The organism is Pseudomonas sp. LjRoot277 (assembly GCF_964253845.1).
Classification (GTDB): domain Bacteria; phylum Pseudomonadota; class Gammaproteobacteria; order Pseudomonadales; family Pseudomonadaceae; genus Aquipseudomonas.
The window spans coordinates 5,117,624-5,141,375 of the sequence record NZ_CAXURI020000001.1 but is presented as its reverse complement, the minus strand read 5'-3'; the positions used below and the strand labels follow the sequence as shown (position 1 = coordinate 5,141,375).

24 protein-coding genes are annotated in these 23,752 nt (G+C 59.1%); 15 read left to right on the top strand and 9 right to left on the bottom strand.

The annotated features are described in order from the left end of the window. Nucleotides 1-3: 3 nt before the first annotated feature. Genes ACSQ87_RS24130 through ACSQ87_RS24105 form a run of 6 tightly spaced genes read left to right on the top strand, consistent with a single transcriptional unit; the run spans nt 4 to nt 5,603 of the window. On the top strand, nt 4-483 hold the full coding sequence (locus tag ACSQ87_RS24130) for a TadE/TadG family type IV pilus assembly protein (RefSeq protein WP_223431929.1): 480 nt from the start codon (nt 4-6) through the stop codon (nt 481-483). Further along, nucleotides 483-977, top strand: a complete 495-nt coding sequence (locus ACSQ87_RS24125) for a TadE/TadG family type IV pilus assembly protein (protein ID WP_223431928.1) — start codon at nt 483-485, stop codon at nt 975-977. The genes ACSQ87_RS24130 and ACSQ87_RS24125 overlap by 1 nt, the downstream gene beginning before the upstream one ends. Beyond that, nucleotides 971-2,191: an AAA family ATPase gene (locus tag ACSQ87_RS24120; RefSeq protein WP_223431927.1), complete on the top strand. Its 1,221-nt coding sequence runs from the start codon at nt 971-973 to the stop codon at nt 2,189-2,191. The genes ACSQ87_RS24125 and ACSQ87_RS24120 overlap by 7 nt, the downstream gene beginning before the upstream one ends. A gap of 3 nt (nt 2,192-2,194) precedes the next feature. Beyond that, nucleotides 2,195-3,628: a CpaF family protein gene (locus tag ACSQ87_RS24115; RefSeq protein WP_436274528.1), complete on the top strand. Its 1,434-nt coding sequence runs from the start codon at nt 2,195-2,197 to the stop codon at nt 3,626-3,628. After that, on the top strand, nt 3,625-4,611 hold the full coding sequence (locus ACSQ87_RS24110) for a type II secretion system F family protein (protein WP_223431925.1): 987 nt from the start codon (nt 3,625-3,627) through the stop codon (nt 4,609-4,611). Before ACSQ87_RS24115 ends, ACSQ87_RS24110 begins: the two co-directional genes overlap by 4 nt. A 29-nt stretch (nt 4,612-4,640) precedes the next feature. Further along, complete coding sequence (locus ACSQ87_RS24105; RefSeq protein WP_223431924.1) at nt 4,641-5,603, top strand: type II secretion system F family protein; 963 nt, start codon at nt 4,641-4,643, stop codon at nt 5,601-5,603. A 305-nt stretch (nt 5,604-5,908) separates the two neighbouring features. On the opposite strand, the gene ACSQ87_RS24100 is transcribed toward ACSQ87_RS24105, so the two are convergent. From ACSQ87_RS24100 to ACSQ87_RS24075, 6 genes are all read right to left on the bottom strand, one after another. After that, the gene (locus ACSQ87_RS24100) at nt 5,909-6,178 is read right to left on the bottom strand and encodes a DUF3613 domain-containing protein (protein WP_150657081.1); all 270 of its coding nucleotides are present in this window, start codon (nt 6,176-6,178) and stop codon (nt 5,909-5,911) included. 18 nt (nt 6,179-6,196) lie between these two features. Then, entirely contained in the window at nt 6,197-6,907 is a 711-nt protein-coding gene (locus tag ACSQ87_RS24095; protein WP_008152413.1) for a hypothetical protein, read from the bottom strand. A 119-nt stretch (nt 6,908-7,026) separates the two neighbouring features. Beyond that, nucleotides 7,027-8,259: a type II and III secretion system protein family protein gene (locus tag ACSQ87_RS24090; protein ID WP_223431923.1), complete on the bottom strand. Its 1,233-nt coding sequence runs from the start codon at nt 8,257-8,259 to the stop codon at nt 7,027-7,029. 622 nt (nt 8,260-8,881) lie between these two features. Then, on the bottom strand, nt 8,882-9,517 hold the full coding sequence (locus ACSQ87_RS24085) for a LysE family translocator (protein WP_436274527.1): 636 nt from the start codon (nt 9,515-9,517) through the stop codon (nt 8,882-8,884). A gap of 1 nt (nt 9,518) precedes the next feature. Next, nucleotides 9,519-10,289, bottom strand: a complete 771-nt coding sequence (locus ACSQ87_RS24080) for a 2OG-Fe(II) oxygenase (protein WP_223431922.1) — start codon at nt 10,287-10,289, stop codon at nt 9,519-9,521. A gap of 92 nt (nt 10,290-10,381) precedes the next feature. Beyond that, nucleotides 10,382-11,008, bottom strand: a complete 627-nt coding sequence (locus ACSQ87_RS24075) for an alanyl-tRNA editing protein (RefSeq protein ID WP_223431921.1) — start codon at nt 11,006-11,008, stop codon at nt 10,382-10,384. Between the two features lie 91 nt (nt 11,009-11,099). On the opposite strand from ACSQ87_RS24075, the gene ACSQ87_RS24070 reads away from it, so the two are divergent. Further along, nucleotides 11,100-12,098, top strand: coding sequence for a LysR family transcriptional regulator (locus ACSQ87_RS24070; protein ID WP_223431920.1), 999 nt, complete (start codon nt 11,100-11,102; stop codon nt 12,096-12,098). Nucleotides 12,099-12,161: 63 nt separating this feature from the next. Here ACSQ87_RS24070 and ACSQ87_RS24065 read toward each other — a convergent pair whose 3' ends face one another. Beyond that, complete coding sequence (locus tag ACSQ87_RS24065) at nt 12,162-12,569, bottom strand: PA2817 family protein (protein ID WP_008152400.1); 408 nt, start codon at nt 12,567-12,569, stop codon at nt 12,162-12,164. 83 nt (nt 12,570-12,652) lie between these two features. Beyond that, nucleotides 12,653-15,100, bottom strand: coding sequence for an acyl-CoA dehydrogenase (locus ACSQ87_RS24060; protein ID WP_436274526.1), 2,448 nt, complete (start codon nt 15,098-15,100; stop codon nt 12,653-12,655). Nucleotides 15,101-15,349: 249 nt separating this feature from the next. On the opposite strand from ACSQ87_RS24060, the gene ACSQ87_RS24055 reads away from it, so the two are divergent. From ACSQ87_RS24055 to ACSQ87_RS24040, 4 genes are all read left to right on the top strand, one after another. Continuing rightward, nucleotides 15,350-16,009, top strand: a complete 660-nt coding sequence (locus ACSQ87_RS24055) for a transglutaminase-like domain-containing protein (RefSeq protein WP_223431918.1) — start codon at nt 15,350-15,352, stop codon at nt 16,007-16,009. A 43-nt stretch (nt 16,010-16,052) separates the two neighbouring features. Then, nucleotides 16,053-16,676, top strand: a complete 624-nt coding sequence (locus ACSQ87_RS24050) for a glutathione S-transferase family protein (RefSeq protein ID WP_223431917.1) — start codon at nt 16,053-16,055, stop codon at nt 16,674-16,676. 133 nt (nt 16,677-16,809) lie between these two features. Next, the gene (locus tag ACSQ87_RS24045; protein WP_223431916.1) at nt 16,810-17,742 is read left to right on the top strand and encodes an ABC transporter ATP-binding protein; all 933 of its coding nucleotides are present in this window, start codon (nt 16,810-16,812) and stop codon (nt 17,740-17,742) included. Beyond that, nucleotides 17,739-18,518 carry an ABC transporter permease gene (locus ACSQ87_RS24040; protein ID WP_149631138.1) on the top strand — a complete coding sequence of 260 codons (780 nt, stop codon included), beginning with the start codon at nt 17,739-17,741 and terminating at the stop codon, nt 18,516-18,518. Before ACSQ87_RS24045 ends, ACSQ87_RS24040 begins: the two co-directional genes overlap by 4 nt. A gap of 172 nt (nt 18,519-18,690) precedes the next feature. Here the strand turns inward: ACSQ87_RS24040 and ACSQ87_RS24035 are convergent, their stop codons facing one another. Beyond that, the gene (locus tag ACSQ87_RS24035; protein WP_223431915.1) at nt 18,691-19,209 is read right to left on the bottom strand and encodes a DUF2062 domain-containing protein; all 519 of its coding nucleotides are present in this window, start codon (nt 19,207-19,209) and stop codon (nt 18,691-18,693) included. 135 nt (nt 19,210-19,344) lie between these two features. Between ACSQ87_RS24035 and ACSQ87_RS24030 the strand changes: the two genes are divergently transcribed. The 4 genes from ACSQ87_RS24030 to lpxK all read left to right on the top strand — a co-directional run bounded on the left by ACSQ87_RS24030 (nt 19,345) and on the right by lpxK (nt 23,739). Continuing rightward, entirely contained in the window at nt 19,345-21,567 is a 2,223-nt protein-coding gene (locus tag ACSQ87_RS24030) for a DNA internalization-related competence protein ComEC/Rec2 (RefSeq protein WP_436274525.1), read from the top strand. Nucleotides 21,568-21,665: 98 nt separating this feature from the next. Beyond that, nucleotides 21,666-22,301, top strand: a complete 636-nt coding sequence (locus ACSQ87_RS24025; RefSeq protein WP_176471607.1) for a MotA/TolQ/ExbB proton channel family protein — start codon at nt 21,666-21,668, stop codon at nt 22,299-22,301. Beyond that, the gene (locus ACSQ87_RS24020) at nt 22,298-22,729 is read left to right on the top strand and encodes an ExbD/TolR family protein (RefSeq protein ID WP_223431913.1); all 432 of its coding nucleotides are present in this window, start codon (nt 22,298-22,300) and stop codon (nt 22,727-22,729) included. The genes ACSQ87_RS24025 and ACSQ87_RS24020 overlap by 4 nt, the downstream gene beginning before the upstream one ends. After that, nucleotides 22,729-23,739: a tetraacyldisaccharide 4'-kinase gene (lpxK, locus tag ACSQ87_RS24015; RefSeq protein ID WP_436274524.1), complete on the top strand. Its 1,011-nt coding sequence runs from the start codon at nt 22,729-22,731 to the stop codon at nt 23,737-23,739. The genes ACSQ87_RS24020 and lpxK overlap by 1 nt, the downstream gene beginning before the upstream one ends. The last annotated feature ends 13 nt before the right edge of the window (nt 23,740-23,752 follow it).

Here is a 23,752-nt window from a genome sequence, read left to right as displayed (position 1 = left end):
GTCATGAGACTTCACGGGTTTAAACATCCGCAGCGCCAGCAAGGCCTGGCCATGGTGGAATTCACCCTCGTCCTGCCGGTGTTGCTGTTGCTGTTGCTGGCCTTCGGTGAGTTCGGCCGCATGCTCTATCAGTACAACGTGCTGCTGCAGGCCAGCCGCGATGCCGACCGTTTCGTCGCTAGCCAGGCCTGGGACTCGACGCTTGGTCAGGTCGCTCTGAGCAGTACGCTACTGACCCAGACGAAAAACGTTGCGGTCTATGGTGTGCCTGCCAACACCGGGACCGCTGTGGTGTCAGGGCTGACGACTGGCAACGTGGTCGTCGCCGCAGTGGGTAGCGACCATGTGCGGGTCACCATCACTTACACGTTCTGCCCGGTGATTGGTGCTGGCAATTGTGGCGGCTCGATTCCGGGTTTCTTTGGTAATCAGATTGCGCTGAGCATTCCGCTGGTTGCCACTACCGTGATGAGGGCACTGTGATGAATAGAAAACACATGCGCGGCGTCTATACGGTGGAGTTCGCCTTCATTGGTCTACTGGTGTTCACGCTGTTGTTCGGCGTGTTGGAAATGGGCCGCCTGTACTTCACGGTCAATGCACTGGATGAAGCCGTACGGCGTGGTACGCGCCTGGCTTCGGTGTGCAATATCAGCGATCCGGTGGTTCTGCGGCGGGCGATATTCAATGCCGCGACCGACGCAGGTACGAGCCAGCTGATCGGCAATCTGGCTACCACTAACCTGACGTTGACCTATCTGGACGTCAATGGTGCTCTGGTGGCCAACCCCGCTGACACTGTCAGTGCCAACGGTTTTCGTGCCATCCGCTATGTCCAGTTGAGTCTGCAAAACTTCGTATTCAATCTGTTTATTCCCGGGCTCCGCGTGCCCATTACCTTGCCTGCATTCAGGGCAACGTTGCCACGCGAAAGCCTCGGGCGTCATTCCGATTCCGGGGAGATCACGCCATGCTGAATACCAAGGAAACACCAGTCTCCAGTTCGACCGGCAAAGCCGGGCTCAGGTTGCTGATCAGCAGCCGTGACGCCAGCTCTTTGCGCGACCTGCAGAGCGTCTGCCAACGCATGCCCAGCCTGGAGGTGAGTACTCGCCTGGTGAGCAATGGGCATGTCGACCCGCTCTACGGTCTGGATCGGATGCCCGATCTGTTGCTGTTGCGCGTTAGCCACCTGTGGCGTGAAGAACTGTCGGCACTGTTGCAGCGCCCGGCCCATGAGCGTCCGCCGATGTTGGTGTGCGGACTGCTGAGCGAACAGGAAGCCATGCGCCTGGCGATGCAGGCCGGTGCCCGGGACGTGCTGCCGGAGCCCATCGCCGAGACCGAACTGGTCGCCGCCTTGAATCGTCTGGTCACGGAAGTTCGGACCGGCAGTGGGGCAGAAGGAAAATTGATCGCCGTGATGAGCGCCAAGGGCGGCTCTGGCGGAACCCTGCTGGCCTGCAACCTGGCTCAGCAACTCAGCATCAAGGGTGGCAGCACCCTGTTGCTGGATATGGACCTGCAATTTGGCAGCGTGACGCATTATCTGGATGTGGCGCAGACACACAGCCATCTGGAGGTGTTGCACCAGATCGACGGCATGGACAGCGTCGCGTTACGCGGTTTTTGCAGTCACTTCAGCCCGACCCTGCATGTGCTGGGCGGTCGGGCCGGTGAGCTGTGTTTGCCGCAGGATACCCAACCCGAGCAACTTGACACCCTGTTGCAGTTGGCCCGCGCCAGCTATGGCTGGGTGGTGATCGACCTGCCGCGGCAAATCGATCACCTCACCGGCTCTGTGCTGGAGCAGGTGGATCGGGTGTACGTGGTGGTGCAACAGAGCGTCAGCCATCTGCGCGATGCCAGCTCCCTGGTGCGGATTCTTCGCGAAGACCTGGGCGTGCGTGGGGATCAATTGCAGATAGTGGTCAACCGCTATGACAAGTCGGCAGCGGTCAGCCTCAAAGATATCGGCGAGGCGCTGCGCTGCACCAATCTGTCGAAGTTACCCAACGACTTCAATCTGGTCAGCCAGAGTCAGAACACTGGCGTGCCGTTGGGGCTGCATGCGCCGAGGGCAGCGATCACCGCTGCACTGCGCAACATGACCGAGGACCTGGTCGGTCAACAGCTGGCCGGCAACAAAGGCTTGCTCAAACGTGCCTTCAACCGTTTTTTCGGGGGATGACCCATGATCAGCGACTTTCGTAACCGCTTGCGCAAACAGTCCGGTAAACCCGCCGCTGCCCAACCGGGCGACGACCTGTTGGATCCGGCAGAGGAATTAATGGCGTGGGAGCGTACAGCGCCGGACGTTCTTTACGAAACCAGAAGCCAGGTCACCCCGGTGGAGGCCGAGTGGCGGGAAAAGATCTACCAGCAGTTGCTCAAGGTCATGGACCTGTCCTTGCTGGACTCCCTTGAGCAGGCCGAGGCTGCTCGGCAGATTCGCGATATTTGCCAGCGCCTGCTCGATGAGCATATGGCACCGGTGAGTACCGTCAGCCGCCAGTTAATCATCAAGCAGATCACCGACGAGGTACTCGGCCTGGGTCCTCTGGAACCGTTGCTGGCCGATCACACTGTGTCCGACATTTTGGTCAACCGGCATGACTCAGTGTATGTCGAGCGCTTCGGCAAGCTGCAACGCACCGATGTGCGTTTTCGCGATGATCAGCATTTGCTGAACATCATTGACCGCATCGTCTCCAGCCTGGGTCGGCGTATCGACGAGTCTTCGCCGTTGGTGGATGCGCGGCTCAAGGACGGTTCGCGGGTCAACGCGATTATTCCGCCGCTGGCCATCGACGGTCCGAGCATGTCGATCCGGCGTTTTTCCGTGGACCTGCTCAATACCGACAGCCTGATCCAGGTGGGGGCGTTGACCCCGGCCATTGCCCTGCTGCTCAAGGCGATTGTCCGTGGGCGCTTGAACGTGCTGATTTCCGGCGGTACCGGCAGCGGCAAGACCACCATGCTCAATGTGCTGTCCAGTTTCATCCCGCACAACGAGCGGATCGTTACCATCGAAGACTCAGCCGAACTGCAGTTGCAACAGCCTCACGTGGTACGCCTGGAAACCCGGCCTTCGAATATCGAGGGGCGTGGCGAGGTGAGCCAGCGGGAGTTGGTGCGCAACAGCTTGCGGATGCGTCCGGACCGCATTGTGATCGGCGAAGTGCGCGGCGCCGAGGCGCTGGACATGCTGACAGCGATGAACACCGGTCACGACGGCTCGTTGACCACGATCCACGCCAACACCGCACGCGATGCCCTGGGGCGGATCGAGAACATGGTGTCGATGACCGGGGCGACCTTCCCGATCAAGGCCATGCGCCAACAGATCGCTTCGGCCATCGGAGTGGTCATCCAGCTGGAACGCCAGGAGGACGGCAAGCGTCGCCTGGTCAGTGTGCAGGAGATCAACGGCATGGAGGGCGAGATCATCACCATGACCGAAATCTTCTCCTTCGTGCGCCACGGCATAGGCGAAAACGGCGAAGTACTGGGTGATTTTCGGCCCAGCGGCATGATCCCCGCCTTCCGCGATGTGCTGGCCAAGCGCGGTATCGAGTTGCCGCTTACGATGTTCAGGCCTGAGTGGATGGAGGCACGGCAGTCATGAGCCATATTTCTGGTGAATTCATTCTGATTTTCCTCGGCATGGTGTTTATCGCTGTGTTCCTCCTGTCCCAGGGGGTGGTGGTGCCGGTGTTCGGCGAGGCCGGCAAGATGCGCAAGCGCATCCGCGGCCGTTTGCATGTTCTGGAGAAAGCCAACAATCAGCCCAACATGCAGACGGTGTTGCGACAGAAATACCTGACGCGCTTATCGCCACTGGAGGCCATGCTCGAGCAGTTGCCCTTAATGGCGAGCCTGACCCAGGTGATCGAGCAGTCCGGTCATGAATATCGTGCTTATCGGGTGCTGTTGCTCGGGCTGTTCCTGGGCGCCTGTGCAGGCATCTCGATCTGGATGATCTCGTCAGTCTGGTGGATGGCACTGTTGGCGGGCTTCGGAGTGTTCTGGGTACCACTGCTGAAAATTTCTCGTGACCGTGGCAAACGCTTCGCTACGTTTGAGGAAGGCCTGCCGGATGCACTGGATGCCATGTGCCGTGCCCTGCGCGCTGGACACCCGTTCAACGAAACCCTGCGCCTGGTCGCCGAGGAGCATAAGGGGCCGGTCGCTCAGGAGTTCGGTCTGACCTTCGCCGATATCAACTATGGCAACGATGTACGTCGGGCCATGCTCGGCCTGCTTGAGAGGATGCCGAGCATGACGGTGATGATGCTGGTGACCTCGATCCTCATCCATCGCGAGACCGGCGGCAATCTGACGGAAGTGCTGGAGCGTCTGAGTCGTCTGATTCGCGGGCGCTTCCGCTTTCAGCGCAAGATCAAAACCCTGTCGGCGGAAGGGCGGATGTCGGCCTGGGTGCTGGTGGCGATTCCCTTCTTGCTGGCGATCGCGATCGTACTCACCAGCCCCAGTTACCTGCCTGTGCTGATCAATGATCCCATAGGCCATAAGCTGATCATCGGGGCGTTCTGCGCCATGTTGCTCGGGATTTTCTGGATACGCAAAATCATCCGGATTCAGGTTTAAGCGGTATTCGCTACCGGGAGGTACAGGTCATGGACTTTTTACTCGGGTTGTTCAGTCGGGTCACGGGGAACGAGGAGCTGGCGCGTCTGTTGTTCATCGCCTCGATCGGTTTGAGTACGGTGCTTGCGGTCGTCGCCGTGATCTTGCTGATGATGGGGCTTCAGGATCCGGTACAGCGTCGTCTGGCGCTGATCAAGCGTGGTCATTTAGGCAACACCGCAGGGCAGGAGGCTCCGGGTAATCTGCAACTATTGCTGGAGCGGGTCGGACAGCGCTTTGGCTCGGCCGAATCGGCTCAGACGTCCGTCACCCAGACCCTGTTGATACATGCGGGGTACCGTTCCTCGTCGGCGGTGCAGATGTACTGGGCAGTGCGCTTGATGTTGCCGCTGTTATTGATCGGTATTGCGGTGCTGCTGTTGCCGATGATTCCCAAGGTTTCCCTGATTATGGGGCTGCTGTTGGTGGTCATGGTGGCCGGTATCGGATGGTTGGTGCCAGGGCTATATGTCGCCAAGCGTAAGCAGTTGCGACAAGGTCGGTTGCGTGCCGCGTTTCCGGATGCGCTGGATCTGATGGTGGTGTGCGTGGAGTCGGGCCTGGCCCTGCCCGCGACCATCGAACGGGTGGCTGAGGAGATGTCGGTCAGTCAGGTCGAACTGGCTGAAGAACTGGCCCTGGTCAATGCGCAAATCCGCGCGGGCATTTCCAGTACCGAGGCGCTCAAACAACTGGCCCTGCGCACTGGTCTGGATGATGTACAAGGGCTGGTCAGCCTTTTGGCGCAAAGTATCCGCTTTGGTACAAGCGTGGCCGAAACCCTGCGCATCTATTCCGACGAATTCCGTGACCGGCGTACGCAGGCCGCCGAAGAGATGGGGGCGAAAATCGGCACCAAGCTGATATTTCCACTGATTTTCTGTCTGTGGCCGAGCTTCTTTCTGGTCGCTATCGGCCCTGCCATGATCGGGGTGTTGAGAGCATTCGGGTGAGGTAAACGGCCGGAGGCTGTCGAGCGCGATGGCCTTGCCACCCGAACCTGATCTGCACGTTCCTTCCATAGCTTTACAAATCCTTTGTAGGCGCTGCCGCAGGCTGCGATCTTTTGATTTTTCTGGCTGGCAATTTGTTGCCCAGGCCTGAATCAAAAGATCGCAGCCTGCGGCAGCTCCAGGGTAATCCGGCCTGGCTTGGATGATGTGTAGAGACCACTGCTTTCCTGCACACGACATTAAGCCCGGCTTTGCAGCCAGGCTACTCTGGACTACGCCAGAGGCTGATCACCCATCGACATGCCTCAGTTGCCGCTAGTGATCTCTCCCGCTGTATCCTGGTCAAAAAATTCCGGAATCGGGTGGTTGAAGCTATTCAGCCAGCGCTGCATGGCCAGGTCACGTTCAGTGGCCGAAGCGGTTTGCAGGTGAGGGGAGGCAACCACACCGCGAATCTGCAGTTGCAACCACTGCTCGGTGCCTTGTTGATACGGCGAAGAGGGGCCCGGCTCAATGGCCCAGGCAGTGGTGGACAGGCACGCCATGCACACGATCAAAAGTCTTTTGGTCTTCATCTCGACTCCTCGTACGTTCTACTTGATTGCACTGGAAGAGGCATCGGCTACCTCAGTCCGGCGATTCCCCTCGGAAGCCACCACCTTGTTGGCGGAGGCCTTGAGTTTTTCCGCGCGGGCCTGAGCCTCCGCAACTTGCTTGGGGCTCAAGTCGGCGCGGGTCACGAGTTCGGAAGCCGCCTTCCAGTTATCCTGGTAGATCAGCAACGTCACCATATTGAGTGCCGCCAGTGTGTTTGCCTGCTTGAGTTCCATGGCGGTCATGAACTCAAAACGCGCTTCCGGGATCCGTCGCTGATTGAGGTAGACGACCCCCAGGTCATTGCGCATCTTGTCGTCGGTGGGGGCCATCTTCACCGCACGCTCAAGGTGAAGGGTCGCGGCGGCGTTATCATTTTTGGCTGCGGCCAACTGGCCCAGACCATGTTCCCCATCAGCCGCCAGGCAGGTGCGAAGCAAGCTTTCGTACAACGGCGCCGCCTCGCTACGCCCCATCAAGCGCAACACCCGGGCCTTGCGCAGGCGAACCTGGACCAGACTGTCAGGCAAACCTTCAAGATTCGCCAGACTGGCATACAAACGGCCTTCGTTGGCCATGTTGTCGGCCAGGTTCAGGGCCAGCTCTTGCTCCGAAGCGGGCTTGGCGCATTCAGGCGGTCGCGAAGACACGCCGTTGGACGCACAGCCCGCGAGCATCAATGTCGCTGTTATTGCAATGACTGCTTTCATCGAATGTCCTCTGGCTACAACACGTTGAACGCCTGGCCAGTGGCAATAAATCTGGCCCGACAAGCGTTCAAGGTCGCCGTTACGAGTGATGGCGAGACTCATCTGGTTCAGGTCATGGCTCATTGCGAGAGCCCGCTGAGACTGTCGAAGTCACCATTTTCGAGGAAGAACATGCGGTAGAAGTTCGGGTCGTAATTACGCAGTTTCTCGCCAGGCAACGATGGCAGTTGTGCATTGGCAGCCAGCGGCTGGACCAGGTGTGGGGTGACGATCATCAACAGTTCACGCTCTTCACGGTTGATGGAGTTGTCGCGAAAGAACGCCCCCAGAATCGGGATATCACCCAACCCCGGAAACTTGTTTACCTGGGAACTGTTGCGGGAGCTGATCAGGCCGCTGATGACGAAGCTTTCGCCGTCGGCCAGGGAGATGCTGGTGTCGGTACGACGTATGCTCAGCGCCGGAACGATGGTGCCGGCGATGCTCACAGCGTTGCTGAAGTCCAGTTCACTGACTTCCGGCGCCACCTTCAGCACGATACGGTTTTTCCCGACGATGGTCGGTGTCAGGGTCAGGCGGATACCGAACTCCTTGTACTCGATGGACACGTTATCGCTGCCTGAACTGGGCACCGGAATCGGCACTTCACCACCCGCCAGGAAGCTCGCACTCTGCCCACTGAGGGCTACCAGGCTTGGCCGTGCCAGGGTGGAGGCGAAACCGGTGCCTTCCAGTGCTTGGAGAGACACTAGAGTATCGCTGGACGCAAAAGCGAAGTTGAACATGCCGTTGTTCACCGGCAACGCCGACCTGACAACGCCGTCGATGGTGGGCAAGGTTCTCGGCGAGCCGAACAGGAAGTTACCTTGGCGACCAAAAATCGAGGCATTGGCTTCCTTGAGTTTGGTCCGGCTGACTTCAACGAAGCGGATGTCGGTTTGCACCTGGATCGGCAACAGCGGGTCTTCGGAAGGTATTGTCGAGACGCTGGTCAGCGCTGCGGTGGCCTTACCCTTGACGAACACCATGCTTTGGCGCGGCGTTTTCGAACAGGCGGTCCAGACCATCAGGCTGGTGGTCCCCGGTGCAACGCCCGTGAGTATGAAGGCGTTGGTGCCACTGTTGGCACTGGATTGCACGTCGGCAATTTTCGGGTCACCCACCGCCAGTTGTGTTATCGGAACGGGGCTGCGCAGTTCACTTTGCAGCCCCTGGCCGACCTCATACGTTGTCGGCCAACTGTCCAGTTGCGAACAATTGTTCGGCGCGGCCTGAGCCGCATTCACGCTGAGGCCTGTCCAGAACAGGCCATGGATGATTCGCTTGAAAGCGGGCACGGGACGAAGGCTCATATAATACATCCTCACTGGATAGGCCATCTTTTGGCTGACTGATTTGTCACGGATCACTTCACGGGGACCGGACTATCCCCCCCAATGCGTCAGACCACTTGTCCATGGCCTTGGTGTTATTCCTTACGTGCTACACACGAGCGGGCGCAATTCGCTGATCTGGCTGGACAGCGAACGACTTTTGCTAAAAGGGTTTTTAGTGATCCGGTTACCTGGACTGCCCGCCAGAGCGAAACTTGCGGCTATGGACGGTACCGTCCGCCGACCTGGCTCCCCCGGAAAGTAATCGGCAATGAAGGTACAGAGCCGGAAAACGCCTGACAGGATCATAGAGAGGTAACTCCTTTTGCCTATTCACCATCTGATCACTGAAGCTAACGTGAAAACTTGAGCCGTTATGACTTCTTATTGCTAGACGGTAGTTCAATCAAGCCAAAGTGCCATGATTTTTAAAAAAAACCACGGGTGCAAAGGCTGGAGAAAGGCGGGCGGGCGAGCGGTGCGGGCAAGGTCGTAGCGCAGTGCGGTTGCCTGATATTGACGGGTTATGCTGAATATCTAGTCCGTAGAACCGTACGAGGACGGCGGCTGTGAAGCCGCCTCCTACTCGATTCACGCGTATTTACATCGACAAAATCAACCGACCAGCAAACAGGATCAGAATCACCCCCATGCTCCGCTCGAACCAGTGCCCCATGCGCATAAACAGCAGCCGTACCCGGGCACTGGAAAAGAACAGCGCGACGATCACAAACCACAGCGCATTCACAAAACACATCCAGATTCCGTAAAGCGCCTGGATCTTCAATGGCGTTGTGGCGCTGATGATGGTGGTGAAGATCGCCAGGAAAAACAGTGTGGCTTTCGGGTTGGTCGCGTTGGTCAGGAAACCGGTGGTAAATGCCTTCAGCAACGTTTGTTCTACGACCGGTTCGTCAGACTTGTCGCCTTCCAGTACGGTCTTGGGTTTGCTGCGCAACAGGCTGACACCGAGGTACAAAATGTAAGCACCACCCACAACCTTGGCCACCGTCAGCAACCAAGGCGTCGTGTGCATCAGCGCGCCGACGCCGAGCAAGGTGTAAAGCACATGTACGGAAATACCCGCACCGATGCCCAGCGCCGTGCAAATCCCGACCAGTCGACCAAAGCGCACACTTTGACGGATGGTCACAGCGAAGTCCGGTCCGGGGGCGACGACGGCCAGAAAGTGGATAGTTGCCAGCGCCAGAAACTCGCCCAGGTAATTCGAAAGCATCTCAACTCCAGAAAGTAAGGGGTGAAGCATTGCCGCGATAGCCGACAAAGAACGAAAGGCTCAAGCGCGGATCGGCCATACCCGGTGTCACCGAGTGCATGCAGCGCGAATTGAACATGATGAAATCACCCGGCTCGGGAAGAATCTCCAGGGTTGGAGTCCCGAGCAGCGCCGGATCGATGCCGTAACTGTCGCCACGCATTTCGTCGAACTGGTCCGGGGAGATGTCGTGGTTCCACATCTGCAGTGCACCGCCCTCGGCGGGCATGTTCAGGTAAACGTTGCAGGCGAACTGCGCTTCCAGGCTTTTGGCCTGGTAACTGTCCGGGGCGTCCTTGGCGAAAATGTCGTGGTGGGCCAGAAAACAGACCCCGGGTTTCACTACCCGGGACAGCCCGACATACATCTTGCGACCGTAGAGATTTTCCAGGTGCGCACCCGCCGGCCAGGACTCGTCGAGCATGCAGCGCAGGGTGTCGACGGGGGACGAGTAGGGCGCACACCGATTGCGCAATTCCGCAATGTTGCGGGTGGCGCGTTCGAAATAATCTTCGATCAGCAGCGGTTGGTTTTCCGCTTCATAAAACGCCATACCGATGCGACCGATGCTCGGCGCATTTATATAGCCTTCAAAACCCGGGGCGAGGATCTTGTCGCCAATCTGAATCGCCAGCGGCTTGGGCAACAAGCCTTTGACGCGGATGGCGAGGACTTCTTCGTTGGCCAGTTTTTTTATGCACGTCTCATCGAGACGCTCGACGTCAAGCATCATGTCTTAGGTCCATCTATCAGATAGTCAACAGAACCCACGACCGCAGGTTCCCCCGGCGTCAGGCGATGACAGGAACGGCATCGCCCAAATGCTCAATCCACGCTGTAGTGGACTGACAGCGTTCCCTTCTTCAGTGAAAGGGAAGCGATCGTGACCGTGCCCAAATCCTTCAGGCTGCGTACATGGGTGCCGCCGCAGCCGTAGGCGGGCAGTTCACCGAAACCGATTTCCCGGGCGCCTTCACGCATCGACGTCAGGCGCGGCAGATCATGGGCGATCCATTGCTCGATGCCGTGCTGAATCATCCCGGCATCAACCTCTTTTGCCGACTCTGCCGGTTTGAATTGCACGCGTCCTTCGCCCGGCCAGTGATGAGCCTTGATCGGCATCCAGCCCATGGCCTGGACGAAGTGGCCGATCAGGTGGCCGGCGGAATGCATGCGTGAATTGAACTGGCGGCGTTGTTCGTCGACCTGAATCTGAGTCATGCCCGGTTTTACCGGATGGTCGACGAAATGAATGATCCGGTCCGGATCCTGAACCACCCGCAGTACTTGGCTTTCGCCGATCCAGCCGGTGTCAAAGGGCTGTCCACCGCCCTGAGGGTGAAACAGCGTGGCGCGCAGCACCACAGCAAATTCGTTCTCGTGGGGCGTGCAATCCAGGACTTCCACATTGGCCTTGAGATCATCACTATGGAAAAAGAGGCGAAGCGTCATATTCCATGCCCTTATTAACAATTCTATTTTTTATTATATGAAGCGTGGAATTGCGTGATAATCCGTTCAAACATCAAAGGACTGTTGCGCTGTGAGCATAAATCTTCCACTGCCGCTGCTCGGTGAAATGGCGATCTTCGTCAAGGTTGTCGAGACGGGCAGCTTCTCCGAGGCTGCTCGCCAGTTAGGTTCTTCACCCTCGGCGGTCAGTCGCAGCATTTCGCGTCTGGAGAAGGCGCTCGCTACCCGTTTGCTGCAGCGAACCACGCGCAAGTTGCGTTTGAGTGATGGTGGCGAAGAGGTGTTCAAGCGTTGCCAGGAGATGGTCAGCGCAGCCAAGTCGGTGATGGAAATCAGCGGTCAGTTCACCCATGAAGCGGAAGGACTGGTGCGCGTCAGTGTGCCGAAAGCGGTGGGGCGTTTCGTGATTCATCCGCATATGCCGGAATTTCTGCGGCGTTATCCCAAAGTGGATGTGGAGCTGTTGCTTGAGGACCGCCAGGTGGATTTGATCGACGACAACGTTGATCTGGCGATTCGTATTACAGATCGGCCACCTGCTGGGCTGGTCGGGCGGCAATTGCTCACCATCGATCATTTGCTCTGTGCAACGCCGCAATACCTGGCCGAACACGGCACACCGACCCACCCTCACGACTTGCTCAACCACAGTTGCATCTACCTGGGCGAAACGCCGAGCGATGCACGCTGGAAATTCAAGAAAGGCACCAAGGCCGTAACCGTTGGCGTGCGCGGACGGTATGCGGCCAATCACACCGGCGTGCGGTTGGGCGCGGTGTTGCAGCACATCGGGATTGGCAGCCTGCCGTACTTCACCGCACGTTATGCGCTGGAGCAGGGGCTGATCGTGCAGGTGCTGCCGGACTGGACCTTCCTGGCGTCATACCACGGCGGTGCCTGGTTGCTGCATTCGCCAACCCGTTATCTGCCACCGAAGTTACGGGTGCTGATCGACTATCTGGTGGAGTGCCTGGAAAAGGAGCCAACGCTGAGCAAACCGGGCAAGTTGAGTGGCTCGGTTCGGGTCGCGGCGGAGTATGAGTTGCCGGAGAGTGATGGATTGCTCTGAAGCGAAGATCAAAAAAAGGCCCGCATGTTCACCATGCGGGCCTTTTGTATTTCTGGCCGGGGATCAGTGCTTGCTGTCGTCTTTCGACATCGCCAGCAGCTGTTTTTCCTGGTTCCAGTCGAACGGTTCGTCGTTTTGTTCGGCTTCGAAACGACGTTCTTCCAGCGCCTGATACAAGTCGATTTCATCGTCGGGCATGTAATGCAGACAGTCACCGGCGAAGTACCACAGCAGGTCGCGCGGGACCAGGTGGGCGATTTGCGGATAGCGGGTGATCACCTGGCACAGAATGTCCTGGCCCAGGTATTGGCTTTCGATCGGGTCGACCGGCAGCAACGCCCGCAGTTCGTCGAAGCGCTCCAGGAACAAGGCATGGCTTTCTTCGGGAACCTGTTCGGCCTCACCTACGGCGACCAGGATGCTGCGCAGGTGGTCGAGCAAGACAAGATGATCGGCAACGACATTGGACACGAGATAAGTCCTCAAGAGCAAAACGGGCGCGGGAGTATAAAGCGCCCGCGCCCTTTTTTACATGGTGGAGGACGCAGGATGGATCAGCGGACCTTTCCTTTGCCCAGCGCCAGCTCCTTTTTGTCGAAATCATCGACATCAATCACCTTGCGCCGCGCCGCTTCGGCGTCACGCAGGGTCTGCGCTTCCCTGGGCTGCAACACGCCAGCTTCAAGCGCTGCATCGATGACGTGTTCCCCGGCGACCGGTTTGACCTGGCCGCTTTTGAGCGCGACATGCAGCTTTTTGCGCAGTGGCTGCGCGGCACTCAGCAGGTTACACGCATGTTGCAGGGCGCCGACCGGGTCATCAGTGGATTGCGGCCGGTAGCAACCGCCGAGCAACTCTTCCAGGGTCGGATCGCCCTTGGCACGGCCGATCACCGCCGCCACTTCGGCGCCGAGTTTGTCCGATGGCCCTTTGTGACGACGACCGAACGGAAACACGATCACCCGCAACAGGCAACCCAACACCTTGTTCGGGAAGTTGGTCAGCAGTTCATCCAGCGCTCGTTCCGACTGACCCAGGCTTTCTTCCATGGCCCAGGTAAACAGCGGTGCCATGTGCTCCGGTGAATCGAGGTCGTGGTAACGCTTGAGTGCGGCGGAGGCGAGGTACATGTTGCTGAGCACATCCCCAAGACGCGCCGACAGACGTTCGCGTCGTTTCAATTCGCCGCCCAGCAGCATCATGCTCAGGTCGGCGAGCATGGCGAACGCAGCAGCCTGGCGGTTGAGGGCGCGGAAGTAACCCTGGCTGAGCTTGTCGCCTGGCGCGTGTTCGAAGTGACCGAAACCAAGGTTCAGCACCAGCGTGCTGGCGGCGTTACCCACGGCGAAACCGATGTGTTTGAGCAGCAGGCCATCAAACTCGGTGAGGGCCTGATCCTTGTCTTCACGACCGGCGAGGGCCATTTCCTTAAGCACGAAGGGATGGCAGCGAATCGCACCCTGACCGAAGATCATCAGGTTGCGCGAGAGAATGTTCGCGCCTTCCACGGTGATGAAGATCGGCGCGCCATTCCATTTGCGACCGAGATAGTTGTTCGGCCCCATGATGATTGCCTTGCCGCCATGAACATCCATGGCGTGGCTGATGCATTCGCGGCCGCGTTCGGTGAGGTGGTATTTGAGAATCGCCGACAGCACCGACGGTTTCTCGCCGAGATCCACAGCGTTGGCGGTCAGCATCCGCGCGGCATCCATCATCCAGGCGTTGCCGCCGATGCGCGCCATGGCTTCCTGAATGCCTTCGAAAGCCGCAATCGGCACATTGAACTGCTCGCGAATCTGGGCGTACTGGCCTGTCACCAGGCTGGTGAACTTGGCCATGCCGGTGCCCACCGCTGGCAGGGAAATGGAACGCCCGACCGACAGGCAATTCATCAGCATCATCCAGCCCTTGCCGAGCATTTCCTGGCCGCCGATGAGGAACTCCAACGGCACGAACACATCCTTGCCGGAGTTCGGACCATTCATGAACGCCGCACCCAAGGGCAGGTGGCGACGACCGATTTCCACACCGGGGATATCGGTCGGGATCAACGCCAGACTGATGCCCAGGTCTTCCTCCTCTCCCAGTAAGTGATCCGGGTCGTAGGCCTTGAACGCGAGGCCGAGCAGGGTGGCGACAGGGCCAAGTGTGATGTAACGCTTTTCCCAGTTCAGACGCAGGCCCAAGGTTTCCTTGCCTTCCCATTCACCTTTGCAGATGACCCCGGTGTCGGGCATGCCTCCAGCGTCGGAACCGGCCAGTGGCCCGGTTAATGCGAAGCACGGGATGTCGTCACCGCGCGCCAGTCGTGGCAGGTAATGGTTGCGTTGTTCGTCAGTGCCGTAATGCAGCAACAGTTCGGCCGGGCCTAGGGAGTTGGGGACCATCACGGTGGACGCGAGGTCGCCGCTGTGGCTCGCCAGTTTCATCGCCACTTGAGAGTGGGCATAGGCCGAGAAACCCTTGCCGCCAAACTCTTTCGGAATGATCAGGGCGAAGAAGCCTTGTTCCTTGATGTAAGTCCAGGCTTCGGCTGGCAAGTCCATGGTTTGACCGAGCTGCCAGTCGCTGACCATGGTGCAGAGTACGTCGGTCGGGCCGTCGATGAAGGCCTGTTCTTCTTCGCTCAACTGCGCTTTTGGATAGGACAGCAGTTTGTTCCAGTCCGGGCGACCGCTGAACAGTTCGCCGTCCCACCACACGGTGCCGGCTTCAATGGCGTCTCGTTCGGTTTGCGACATCGGCGGCAGGGTTTTCTGGAACCAGCTGAATAGTGGCGCGCTGAAAAATTTGCGGCGCAGGTCGGGCAACAACAATGGCGCAGCCACAGCCGCGATCAACACCCAGAAAATCAGCAACAGCCAGCCTGGCGCGCGGCTGAAAACACTCATCGCCACCAGGTAGACTGCAACGATACCCAAGGCCGGCAGTGGAGCGATGCGTCGGTGGGCTAAAAAAGCAATCCCGACAACCAGAACCAGTATCCACAACAGCAGCATATTTAATCCTCCGTGAAACCAGGGCAAAACCAACTTTCAGAGCTTAGACGGCATCCGCAAAACAGGTTGGTCAGAGCGATGTGATTGAATTCGTGGGAAACCACGGATGAGTTTTGTAGGCCCGGTGGGCAACAGGCCGCGGAAATCGTTCGTTGGGCGGGCGGCAAAGCGCCCATGTTTGGCCGAAACGTCGTTATCTCTGTGCTTAACGTGTCGCTAGACTCGTGGCTTCCCCAGGAGATTGTTCTCATGCACGAGTATCTGAGTCCCGGCCGCTTCATCGATAGTGACCACCCGTCGGTGGTGGAGTTCGCCGAAAAACATCGCGGCAGTCGTCGCGATCCGCTCGAACAGGCGATCAATCTCTATTACGCCGTGCGCGAAGCCGTGCGTTACAACCCTTACACCTTCAGTCGCGACCCGAATACCTTGCGCGGCAGTTATGCGTTGGCGGCGGGGGAGAGTTATTGCGTACCCAAAGCCACGCTGCTGGCAGGTGCAGCCCGGCATTGCGGGCTTCCCGCGCGGATCGGTCTGGCGGACGTGCGTAATCATTTGTCGACGCCACGGTTGCTTGAATTGCTCAAGAGCGATGTGTTCGCCATGCACGGCTATACGGAGCTGTACCTGAACGGCCGCTGGGTCAAAGCCACGCCAGCGTTCAACCAAGGCTTGTGCGAACTGTTCAATGTCGCACCACTGGAATTCGACGGCATCAACGACAGCGTTTTCCATCCGTTCAATCGCGACGGCGAGCCATTGATGGAATACCTGATCGACCACGGCCAGTTCACCGACGTGCCTGAAGCGTTCTTTTTCGAGCACCTTGAGAAGTGCTATCCGCATCTGTTCAGCGACACACTGCCCGCGCTGCTGGGTGACATGCAGAGCGATTTGAGTCGCGCCTGATCCGGCGTATGCTGCCTGCGCATTCATCCATAAAGAGGCGGTCATGCTGAAGATCTGGGGTCGGAAAAACTCGTCGAATGTCAGAAAACCGTTGTGGGCCGCCGAGGAGCTGGGCCTGGCTTATGAAGCCATCGACGCCGGCGGCGCCTTTGGTGTAGTCGATACGCCGCAGTACCGCGCGATGAACCCCAATGGCCGCGTGCCGGTGATTGAAGACGATGGTTTCGTGCTGTGGGAATCCAACACCATCGTGCGTTACCTGATGTCTCGCCACGCCAACGGCACCGCCTGGTATCCAGAGGATCTGCAGGCCCGGGCCTCTGCCGAAAAGTGGATGGACTGGACCACTTCAAGTTTTGCCGGGCCGTTCCGCACAGTGTTCTGGGGCGTATTGCGTACGCCGGAAGGTCAACAGGACTGGCCGGCCATCAACGCCGCGATCAAGGAGTGCGATGGCCTGCTGTCCATGGCCGATCAGGCGCTGGCGACCCAACCGTACCTGTCCGGCGATGAGATCGGCATGGGCGACATTCCTCTGGGCAGTTTCATTTATGCCTGGTTCGAGATGCCGATCGAGCGCGCGCCGCAGCCTCATTTGCAAGCCTGGTATGCACGCCTGAAACAGCGTCCGGCGTATCAGAAAGCGGTTATGACCGCGTTGACTTAATACTCACTATCGACACACTTGACTGTACTTGTGTGGCGGCGACAAGCACCATTGCGCTCGTGCGCCGCGGTTGTATCAGTCGCCGCCCGCCCTTATTTGTCCCTTTCTTCCCTTCTTGGTGCGTAAATCCGATATGAGTTCCGCTCTGTCCATCCGGCAGCTAACCAAAACCTACGGCAACGGTTTCCAGGCCCTGAGTGGTATCGATCTGGACGTCGCCGAAGGTGACTTTTTCGCCTTGCTCGGCCCTAACGGCGCCGGCAAATCTACCACCATCGGCATTCTCTCGACCCTGGTGAACAAGACCAGCGGGACGGTGAATATCTTCGGTCACGACCTGGACAAGAATCCTGCGCAGCTCAAGCGCTCCATCGGCGTGGTGCCTCAGGAATTCAACTTCAACCAGTTCGAGAAAACCTTCGATATCGTCGTGACCCAGGCCGGTTATTACGGCATCCCGCCGAAAATCGCCAAGGAACGCGCCGAGCAGTATCTGACCCAACTGGGCCTGTGGGACAAGCGCGATACGCCGTCGCGTTCACTGTCTGGCGGCATGAAGCGTCGACTGATGATCGCCCGTGCGCTGGTTCACGAACCGCGCCTGTTGATCCTCGACGAACCGACAGCGGGGGTGGACATCGAACTTCGTCGCTCGATGTGGACGTTCCTCACCGAGCTGAACAAGAAAGGCATTACCATCATCCTCACCACCCACTACCTGGAAGAGGCTGAGCAGTTGTGCCGCAACATCGGCATCATCGACCACGGCACCATCGTCGAGAACACCAGCATGAAACAGTTGCTCGGCCAACTGCATGTGGAAACGTTCCTGCTCGACCTCAAAAATACTGTGCAAACGGCACCGCAGTTGCTCGGTTACCCGACCAGGCTGCTCGACAGCCACACCCTTGAAGTTCAGGTCGACAAGGCCATGGGCATCACCGCGCTATTCACCCAATTGGCGCAGCAGAACATCGAAGTGTTGAGCCTGCGTAACAAAACCAATCGCCTCGAGGAGTTGTTCGTGTCCCTGGTGGAGAAAAATCTGTCGAAGGTGGCGGTATGAGTTCTGAGCTGCAACCCAATCTCGTTGCCCTCAACACCATCGTTTACCGAGAGGTCAAACGCTTTACCCGGATCTGGCCGCAGACGCTGCTGCCGCCGGCCATCACCATGGTTCTGTACTTCGTGATCTTCGGCAACCTGATCGGCCGGCAGATCGGTGACATGGGTGGCTTCACCTACATGGAGTACATCGTGCCGGGGCTGATCATGATGTCGGTGATCACCAACTCCTACGGCAACGTGGTCTCGAGTTTCTTCGGCAGCAAGTTCCAGCGTTCCATCGAAGAATTGATGGTGTCGCCGGTGTCGCCGCATACGATTCTGATCGGCTACACCCTGGGCGGCGTGCTGCGCGGCTTGATGGTCGGGATCATCGTGACCCTGCTGTCGCTGTTCTTCACCCAATTGCAGGTGCATCACCTGGGCGTGACCATTCTGGTGGTGGTACTGACGGCGACGATCTTCTCGCTGCTGGGCTTCATCAACGCCGTGTTTGCGCGCAACTTCGATGACATCTCGATCATCCCGACGTTTGTGCTGACACCGCTGACCTACTTGGGCGGGGTGTTCTACTCGATTTCCTTGCTGCCGCCGTTCTGGCAGACCGTGTCCCTGGCCAACCCGGTGCTGCACATGGTCAACGCCTTCCGTTACGGCATTCTTGGCGTTTCGGACATCAGGATCAGCGTGGCGATCACCTTCATGCTGGTGGCGACCGTGGTGTTGTACATCGGTTGCGCACGGCTGCTGGTCAGTGGTCGCGGGATGCGTACCTAAAAGGTTGACCGCGTCGCCTGCTTCGCGAGCAAGCCCGCTCCCACATTAGATCTTCAGTAAACACAGATTTTGCGTTCGACAACGATCAAATGTGGGAGCGGGCTTGCTCGCGAAGGCGCCAGCCCCGACACCACAAAATGAACGGCCTCCCACTGTGGAGGCCGTTTTGCGTTTACTGCATCCGTCTTTTCTGGCGCCGCCGCCACTGCCGCCCGACCCACCAACGCCAGTACATCATGGTCAGGCAATAGGCGAGCACACCGAGCACCAGTCCCGTCACCACCGAGCCGAGTAAAAACGGCTGCCAAAGCGTCGAGAGTTCGCCGCTGATCCATTCCCAGGTCAGCTCGTCCGGCAAATGGCGGGTGGGAACGTCCATCAGCCAGGCACCGGTCTGGTAAGTGCAGAAGAACACCGCCGGCATGGTGATCGGGTTGGTCAGCCAGACCAGGCTGACCGCAATCGGCATGTTGCCGCGCACCATGATGGCGAGAATGGCGGCGAGCAGCATCTGCAACGGAATCGGCAGGAACGCCGCGAACAGACCCACCGCCATGGCCCGTGCGACGGAATGGCGGTTGAGGTGCCAGAGGTTCGGGTCATGCAGCAGGGTGCCGAGAAAGCGTAAGGACTTGTGTTCCCTGATGCTGATCGGGTCTGGCATGTAACGTTTGAATAAGCGCCGGGGCATAAGGCTTCTCGGTCGGTTAAGGCGGCAAGTATGTCTGGATTCTATGAACCGCCCATTCAGACTTTGTGACAATTAATAACGATGCCTGTGCGATTAGCCGGCTATGCCTAGGAGGGGACTCTCAAGGACGGGCGTATGCGCACAGGGATGATGGCGCTGGCGTTGGGTCTGTTGATCCTGCGTTTTTTACCGGTATTACCGCCGGTCTGGTTATGGATGTTGCTGCCGGTAATCGGTTTGATGTTGCTGCCGTTTCGCAGCTATCCACTGGCATTTTTCCTGTTCGGCTTCAGTTGGGCAGGCGCGAATGCGCAGTGGGCGCTGGATGATCGGCTGCCGATCAGCCTCGATGGCGAAACCCGTTGGGTCGAAGGTCGGGTGACGGGATTGCCCCAGAACAATGAGGGCGTCGTGCGTTTCGAGTTGGCGGACGCCCGGTCGCGACATGGCAAGGTGCCGCAACTGCTGCGCCTGGCCTGGTATGACGGGCCGCCGGTCAACAGTGGCGAACATTGGCGACTGGCGGTCAAGTTGAAGCGTCCTGCGGGGCTGCTCAATCCCCATGCCTTCGATTACGACGCCTGGCTGCTGGCGCAACGCATCGGCGCGACCGGGACGGTCAAGGCTGGCGAGCGGCTCAAGGAAGCCCAATGGGCCTGGCGCGACGGCATCCGTCAGCGCTTGCAGGCCGTCGATGCCCAGGGGCGAACGGGAGCGCTGACGGCGTTGGTGTTGGGGGATGGCGCCGGACTGAGTCGCGAAGACTGGCAGGTGCTGCAAGACACCGGCACCGTTCATCTATTGGTGATTTCCGGACAACACATCGGGTTGTTGGCAGGGCTGGTGTATCTGCTGATCGCCGGTCTGGCCCGTTATGGCCTGTGGCCGAAACGCTTGCCTTGGTTGCCGTGGGCCTGTGGACTGGCGTTCGCGGCCGCTCTCGGTTATGGACTGCTGGCCGGTTTCGAGGTGCCGGTGCGGCGGGCCTGCGTGATGATCGGTCTGGTGCTGTTGTGGCGCCTGCGATTTCGTCACCTCGGCGCCTGGTGGCCGCTGTTACTGGCGCTCGACGGTGTTTTGCTGCTGGATCCGCTGGCGAGTCTGCAGCCGGGTTTCTGGCTGTCGTTCGCGGCGGTGGCGGTATTGATCTTCACCTTCGGTGGTCGGCTGGGCCCATGGCGTTGGTGGCAAACCTGGACCCGCGCCCAATGGCTGATCGCGATTGGTCTGTGCCCGTTGCTGCTGGTGCTTGGGTTGCCGATCAGTCTCAGCGGGCCGGTGGCCAATTTGCTGGCGGTACCGTGGATCAGTCTGGTCGTGCTGCCTCCGGCATTGCTGGGTACGTTGTTTTTACCCCTTCCTTACGTGGGCGAAGGGTTGCTGTGGTTGGCAGGAGGTTTGATCGACCTTTTGTTCAAGGGCCTGGCTCTGATGGCCGGGTACTTGCCCGCGTGGGTACCGGTGGCCATCCCGTTGTGGATATGGGCGCTGGGCACACTCGGTGCCTTTCTACTATTAATGCCTCGGGGTGTGCCGTTTCGCTCGTTGGGTTGGCCGATGCTGCTGTTGCTGGTTTTACCGCCCCGGCAAATCTTGCCTGAAGGCATGGCCGAAATCTGGCAACTGGATGTCGGCCAGGGTTTGGCCATCCTGGTGCGCACCCGTCATCACGCACTGTTGTATGACACCGGACCTCGCTTCGGCGATTTCGACCTGGGCGAGCGGGTGGTGCTGCCGACATTACGCAAACTGGGCGTGGAGGGGCTCGATTTGATGCTGATCAGCCATGCTGACGCCGATCATGCGGGTGGCGCCCGAGCTGTTGCCAATGGCCTACCGGTGAAACGGGTGGTCAGTGGCGATCCCCTGGCGCTGCCGGCCGAGTTGCAGGCAGAAGGCTGCGAGAGCGGCAAGCAATGGGTCTGGGATGATGTGAGGTTCCAGCTCTGGCAATGGTCTTCGGCCAGCGACAGCAATCAAAAATCCTGCGTCCTGCAGATCGAAGCCAACGGTGAGCGTCTGTTATTGACCGGCGATATAGACGCCGCAGCCGAGCGGGCGCTACTCGACAGTCCTCTGGCCGTCACCACTGATTGGTTGCAGGCGCCGCACCACGGCAGTCGCAGTTCGTCATCGATGGTGTTGCTGGCCGGGTTGCAGCCTCAAGCGGTGTTGATCTCCCGCGGCCAGGGCAATTCATTCGGTCATCCCCATCCAACGGTCATGGCGCGCTATCGAAAGCGCGGCATATCGATCCATGACAGCGCCGAGCAGGGTGCCATCCGTCTGCAACTGGGACGCTTCAAGCCGCCATGGACGATGCGTCAAGAACGGCGTTTCTGGCGCTCTGCGCAGTAATCCGGAGGGATTAAACACCGACTGGATGCGACATCACGGTCTTCGGTGCGCTCACCCCCTATGTTAGAGTGGCGCACTTTTTCGAGGGGACTGTCACTGTGTGGGAATTGGTCAAATCCGGCGGATGGATGATGATACCGATCATTCTGAGTTCCATCGCAGCCATGGCGATCGTCGCCGAACGTCTCTGGACCCTGCGAGCCAGCCGTGTGACCCCGGAGCATTTGCTCGGGCAGGTCTGGGTCTGGATTAAGGACAAACAACTCAATAAAGACAAACTCAAGGAACTGCGCGCCAACTCGCCGTTGGGCGAGATCCTGGCTGCTGGCCTGGCCAACTCCAGGCATGGTCGCGAGATCATGAAAGAGTGCATCGAAGAGGCCGCCGCGCGCGTCATCCACGAGCTCGAACGCTACATCAACGCGTTGGGCACCATCGCTGCCATGGCCCCGTTACTGGGTCTGTTGGGTACGGTGCTCGGCATGATCGACATTTTCAGCGCGTTCATGGGCACGGGCATGGGCACTAACGCTGCGGTGCTGGCCGGTGGTATTTCCAAGGCCCTGATCACCACGGCCGCGGGCCTGATGGTCGGTATTCCGGCGGTATTCTTCCACCGGTTCCTGCAACGCCGCATCGATGAACTGGTGGTGGGCATGGAGCAGGAAGCGATCAAGCTGGTCGAGGTGGTACAGGGTGACCGTGATGTTGACCTGAATGGGGGCAAAGCGTGAAATTCCGCCGCAAACCGCGGGAAACGGTAGACATCAACCTCGCGTCGCTGATCGACGTGGTGTTTATCCTGCTGCTGTTTTTCGTCGTGACCACCACCTTTACCCGTGAAACCCAATTGCGTGTCGATCTGCCGGAAGCGGTCAGCGGTTCACCTGCCGAAGACCAGCAGGTCAAACACGTGGATGTTGCAATCAGTGCCGAAGGCTCCTTCTCGGTGAATAATCAGGTATTGCCAAAGAACGACCTGGCGACCCTGATGGACGCGCTGCAGAAAGAATCCAGTGGCGACACCAACCTGCCGCTGTCCATCAGCGCCGACGGCAAGACTCAGCATCAGTCCGTCATCACCGCCATGGACGCCGCCGGTAAACTCGGTTTCAGCCACCTGCGCATGACCACTGTCGAGGCGGCGCCGCCCGCGCCCTGATGGCCATGTCCGAACGCTTGCTCGCCGCGTGGTACCAAGGTCATCCGGCCTTGAAGCTGTTACAGCCGCTGGAGTGGCTGTATCGGCGCGTGGTCATGAACAAGCGCAAGCGTTTTCTGGCGGGTGAGGGCGAGATCTATCAACCGCCGGTGCCGCTGATCGTGGTCGGTAACATCACCGTCGGCGGCACCGGCAAGACGCCGCTGATTCTGTGGATGATCCAGCACTGCCAACGCAGCGGGTTGCGGGTCGGCGTGGTTAGCCGGGGTTACGGCGCCAAACCGCCGCAACTGCCGTGGCGGGTTGAGGCGGATCAAAGCGCCGATATCGCAGGCGACGAACCGCTGTTGATCGTCCAGCGTACCGGCGTTCCGTTGATGATCGACCCTGACCGCAGTCGTGCCGTCAAAGCACTGCTGGCCAGTGAACCACTGGACCTGATCCTGTCCGACGACGGCATGCAGCATTACCGTCTGGCCCGGGACCTGGAGCTGGTACTGATCGACGCCGCCCGAGGTTTGGGCAACCAGCGCTGCCTGCCCGCCGGGCCATTGCGTGAGCCGGCCGAGCGCCTGCAAAGCGTCGACGCGGTGCTGTACAACGGTGCCGATTCCGATCGCGACGGCGGTTTTGCCTTCCAGCTTCAACCCACCGAACTGATCAATCTGCACAGTGGCGAGCGGCGTCCCCTCGACTACTTTCCCGCTGGCCAGGCGTTGCACGCCGTGGCCGGGATCGGCAATCCGCAGCGTTTCTTCACAACCCTCGAAACGCTACACTGGCAGCCAGTTCCGCATGCGTTTGCCGACCACGCCGAATACAGCGTGCAGGCCTTGAATTTCACACCGTCATTGCCGTTGGTGATGACCGAAAAGGACGCGGTGAAGTGCCGTGCCTTCGCCGCTGCCGATTGGTGGTACCTGGCGGTCGATGCTGCGCCATCGCCGGCCTTCGTGGCCTGGTTCGATACGCAGTTGATGCGCCTGTTGCCGGCTCGTCTTTTGCCTTAAATCCATTTATCCA

Excerpts from the sequence above, each read along its gene's own strand:
- ACSQ87_RS24130 (WP_223431929.1), top strand. The coding sequence starts at position 4 with ATGAGACTTCACGGGTTTAAACATCCGCAGCGCCAGCAAGGCCTGGCC.
- ACSQ87_RS24125 (WP_223431928.1), top strand. The coding sequence starts at position 483 with ATGAATAGAAAACACATGCGCGGCGTCTATACGGTGGAGTTCGCCTTC.
- ACSQ87_RS24120 (WP_223431927.1), top strand. The coding sequence starts at position 971 with ATGCTGAATACCAAGGAAACACCAGTCTCCAGTTCGACCGGCAAAGCC.
- ACSQ87_RS24115 (WP_436274528.1), top strand. The coding sequence starts at position 2,195 with ATGATCAGCGACTTTCGTAACCGCTTGCGCAAACAGTCCGGTAAACCC.
- ACSQ87_RS24110 (WP_223431925.1), top strand. The coding sequence starts at position 3,625 with ATGAGCCATATTTCTGGTGAATTCATTCTGATTTTCCTCGGCATGGTG.
- ACSQ87_RS24105 (WP_223431924.1), top strand. The coding sequence starts at position 4,641 with ATGGACTTTTTACTCGGGTTGTTCAGTCGGGTCACGGGGAACGAGGAG.
- ACSQ87_RS24100 (WP_150657081.1), bottom strand. The coding sequence starts at position 6,178 with ATGAAGACCAAAAGACTTTTGATCGTGTGCATGGCGTGCCTGTCCACC.
- ACSQ87_RS24095 (WP_008152413.1), bottom strand. The coding sequence starts at position 6,907 with ATGAAAGCAGTCATTGCAATAACAGCGACATTGATGCTCGCGGGCTGT.
- ACSQ87_RS24090 (WP_223431923.1), bottom strand. The coding sequence starts at position 8,259 with ATGAGCCTTCGTCCCGTGCCCGCTTTCAAGCGAATCATCCATGGCCTG.
- ACSQ87_RS24085 (WP_436274527.1), bottom strand. The coding sequence starts at position 9,517 with ATGCTTTCGAATTACCTGGGCGAGTTTCTGGCGCTGGCAACTATCCAC.
- ACSQ87_RS24080 (WP_223431922.1), bottom strand. The coding sequence starts at position 10,289 with ATGATGCTTGACGTCGAGCGTCTCGATGAGACGTGCATAAAAAAACTG.
- ACSQ87_RS24075 (WP_223431921.1), bottom strand. The coding sequence starts at position 11,008 with ATGACGCTTCGCCTCTTTTTCCATAGTGATGATCTCAAGGCCAATGTG.
- ACSQ87_RS24060 (WP_436274526.1), bottom strand. The coding sequence starts at position 15,100 with ATGCTGCTGTTGTGGATACTGGTTCTGGTTGTCGGGATTGCTTTTTTA.
- ACSQ87_RS24055 (WP_223431918.1), top strand. The coding sequence starts at position 15,350 with ATGCACGAGTATCTGAGTCCCGGCCGCTTCATCGATAGTGACCACCCG.
- ACSQ87_RS24050 (WP_223431917.1), top strand. The coding sequence starts at position 16,053 with ATGCTGAAGATCTGGGGTCGGAAAAACTCGTCGAATGTCAGAAAACCG.
- ACSQ87_RS24045 (WP_223431916.1), top strand. The coding sequence starts at position 16,810 with ATGAGTTCCGCTCTGTCCATCCGGCAGCTAACCAAAACCTACGGCAAC.
- ACSQ87_RS24040 (WP_149631138.1), top strand. The coding sequence starts at position 17,739 with ATGAGTTCTGAGCTGCAACCCAATCTCGTTGCCCTCAACACCATCGTT.
- ACSQ87_RS24035 (WP_223431915.1), bottom strand. The coding sequence starts at position 19,209 with ATGCCCCGGCGCTTATTCAAACGTTACATGCCAGACCCGATCAGCATC.
- ACSQ87_RS24030 (WP_436274525.1), top strand. The coding sequence starts at position 19,345 with ATGCGCACAGGGATGATGGCGCTGGCGTTGGGTCTGTTGATCCTGCGT.
- lpxK (WP_436274524.1), top strand. The coding sequence starts at position 22,729 with ATGGCCATGTCCGAACGCTTGCTCGCCGCGTGGTACCAAGGTCATCCG.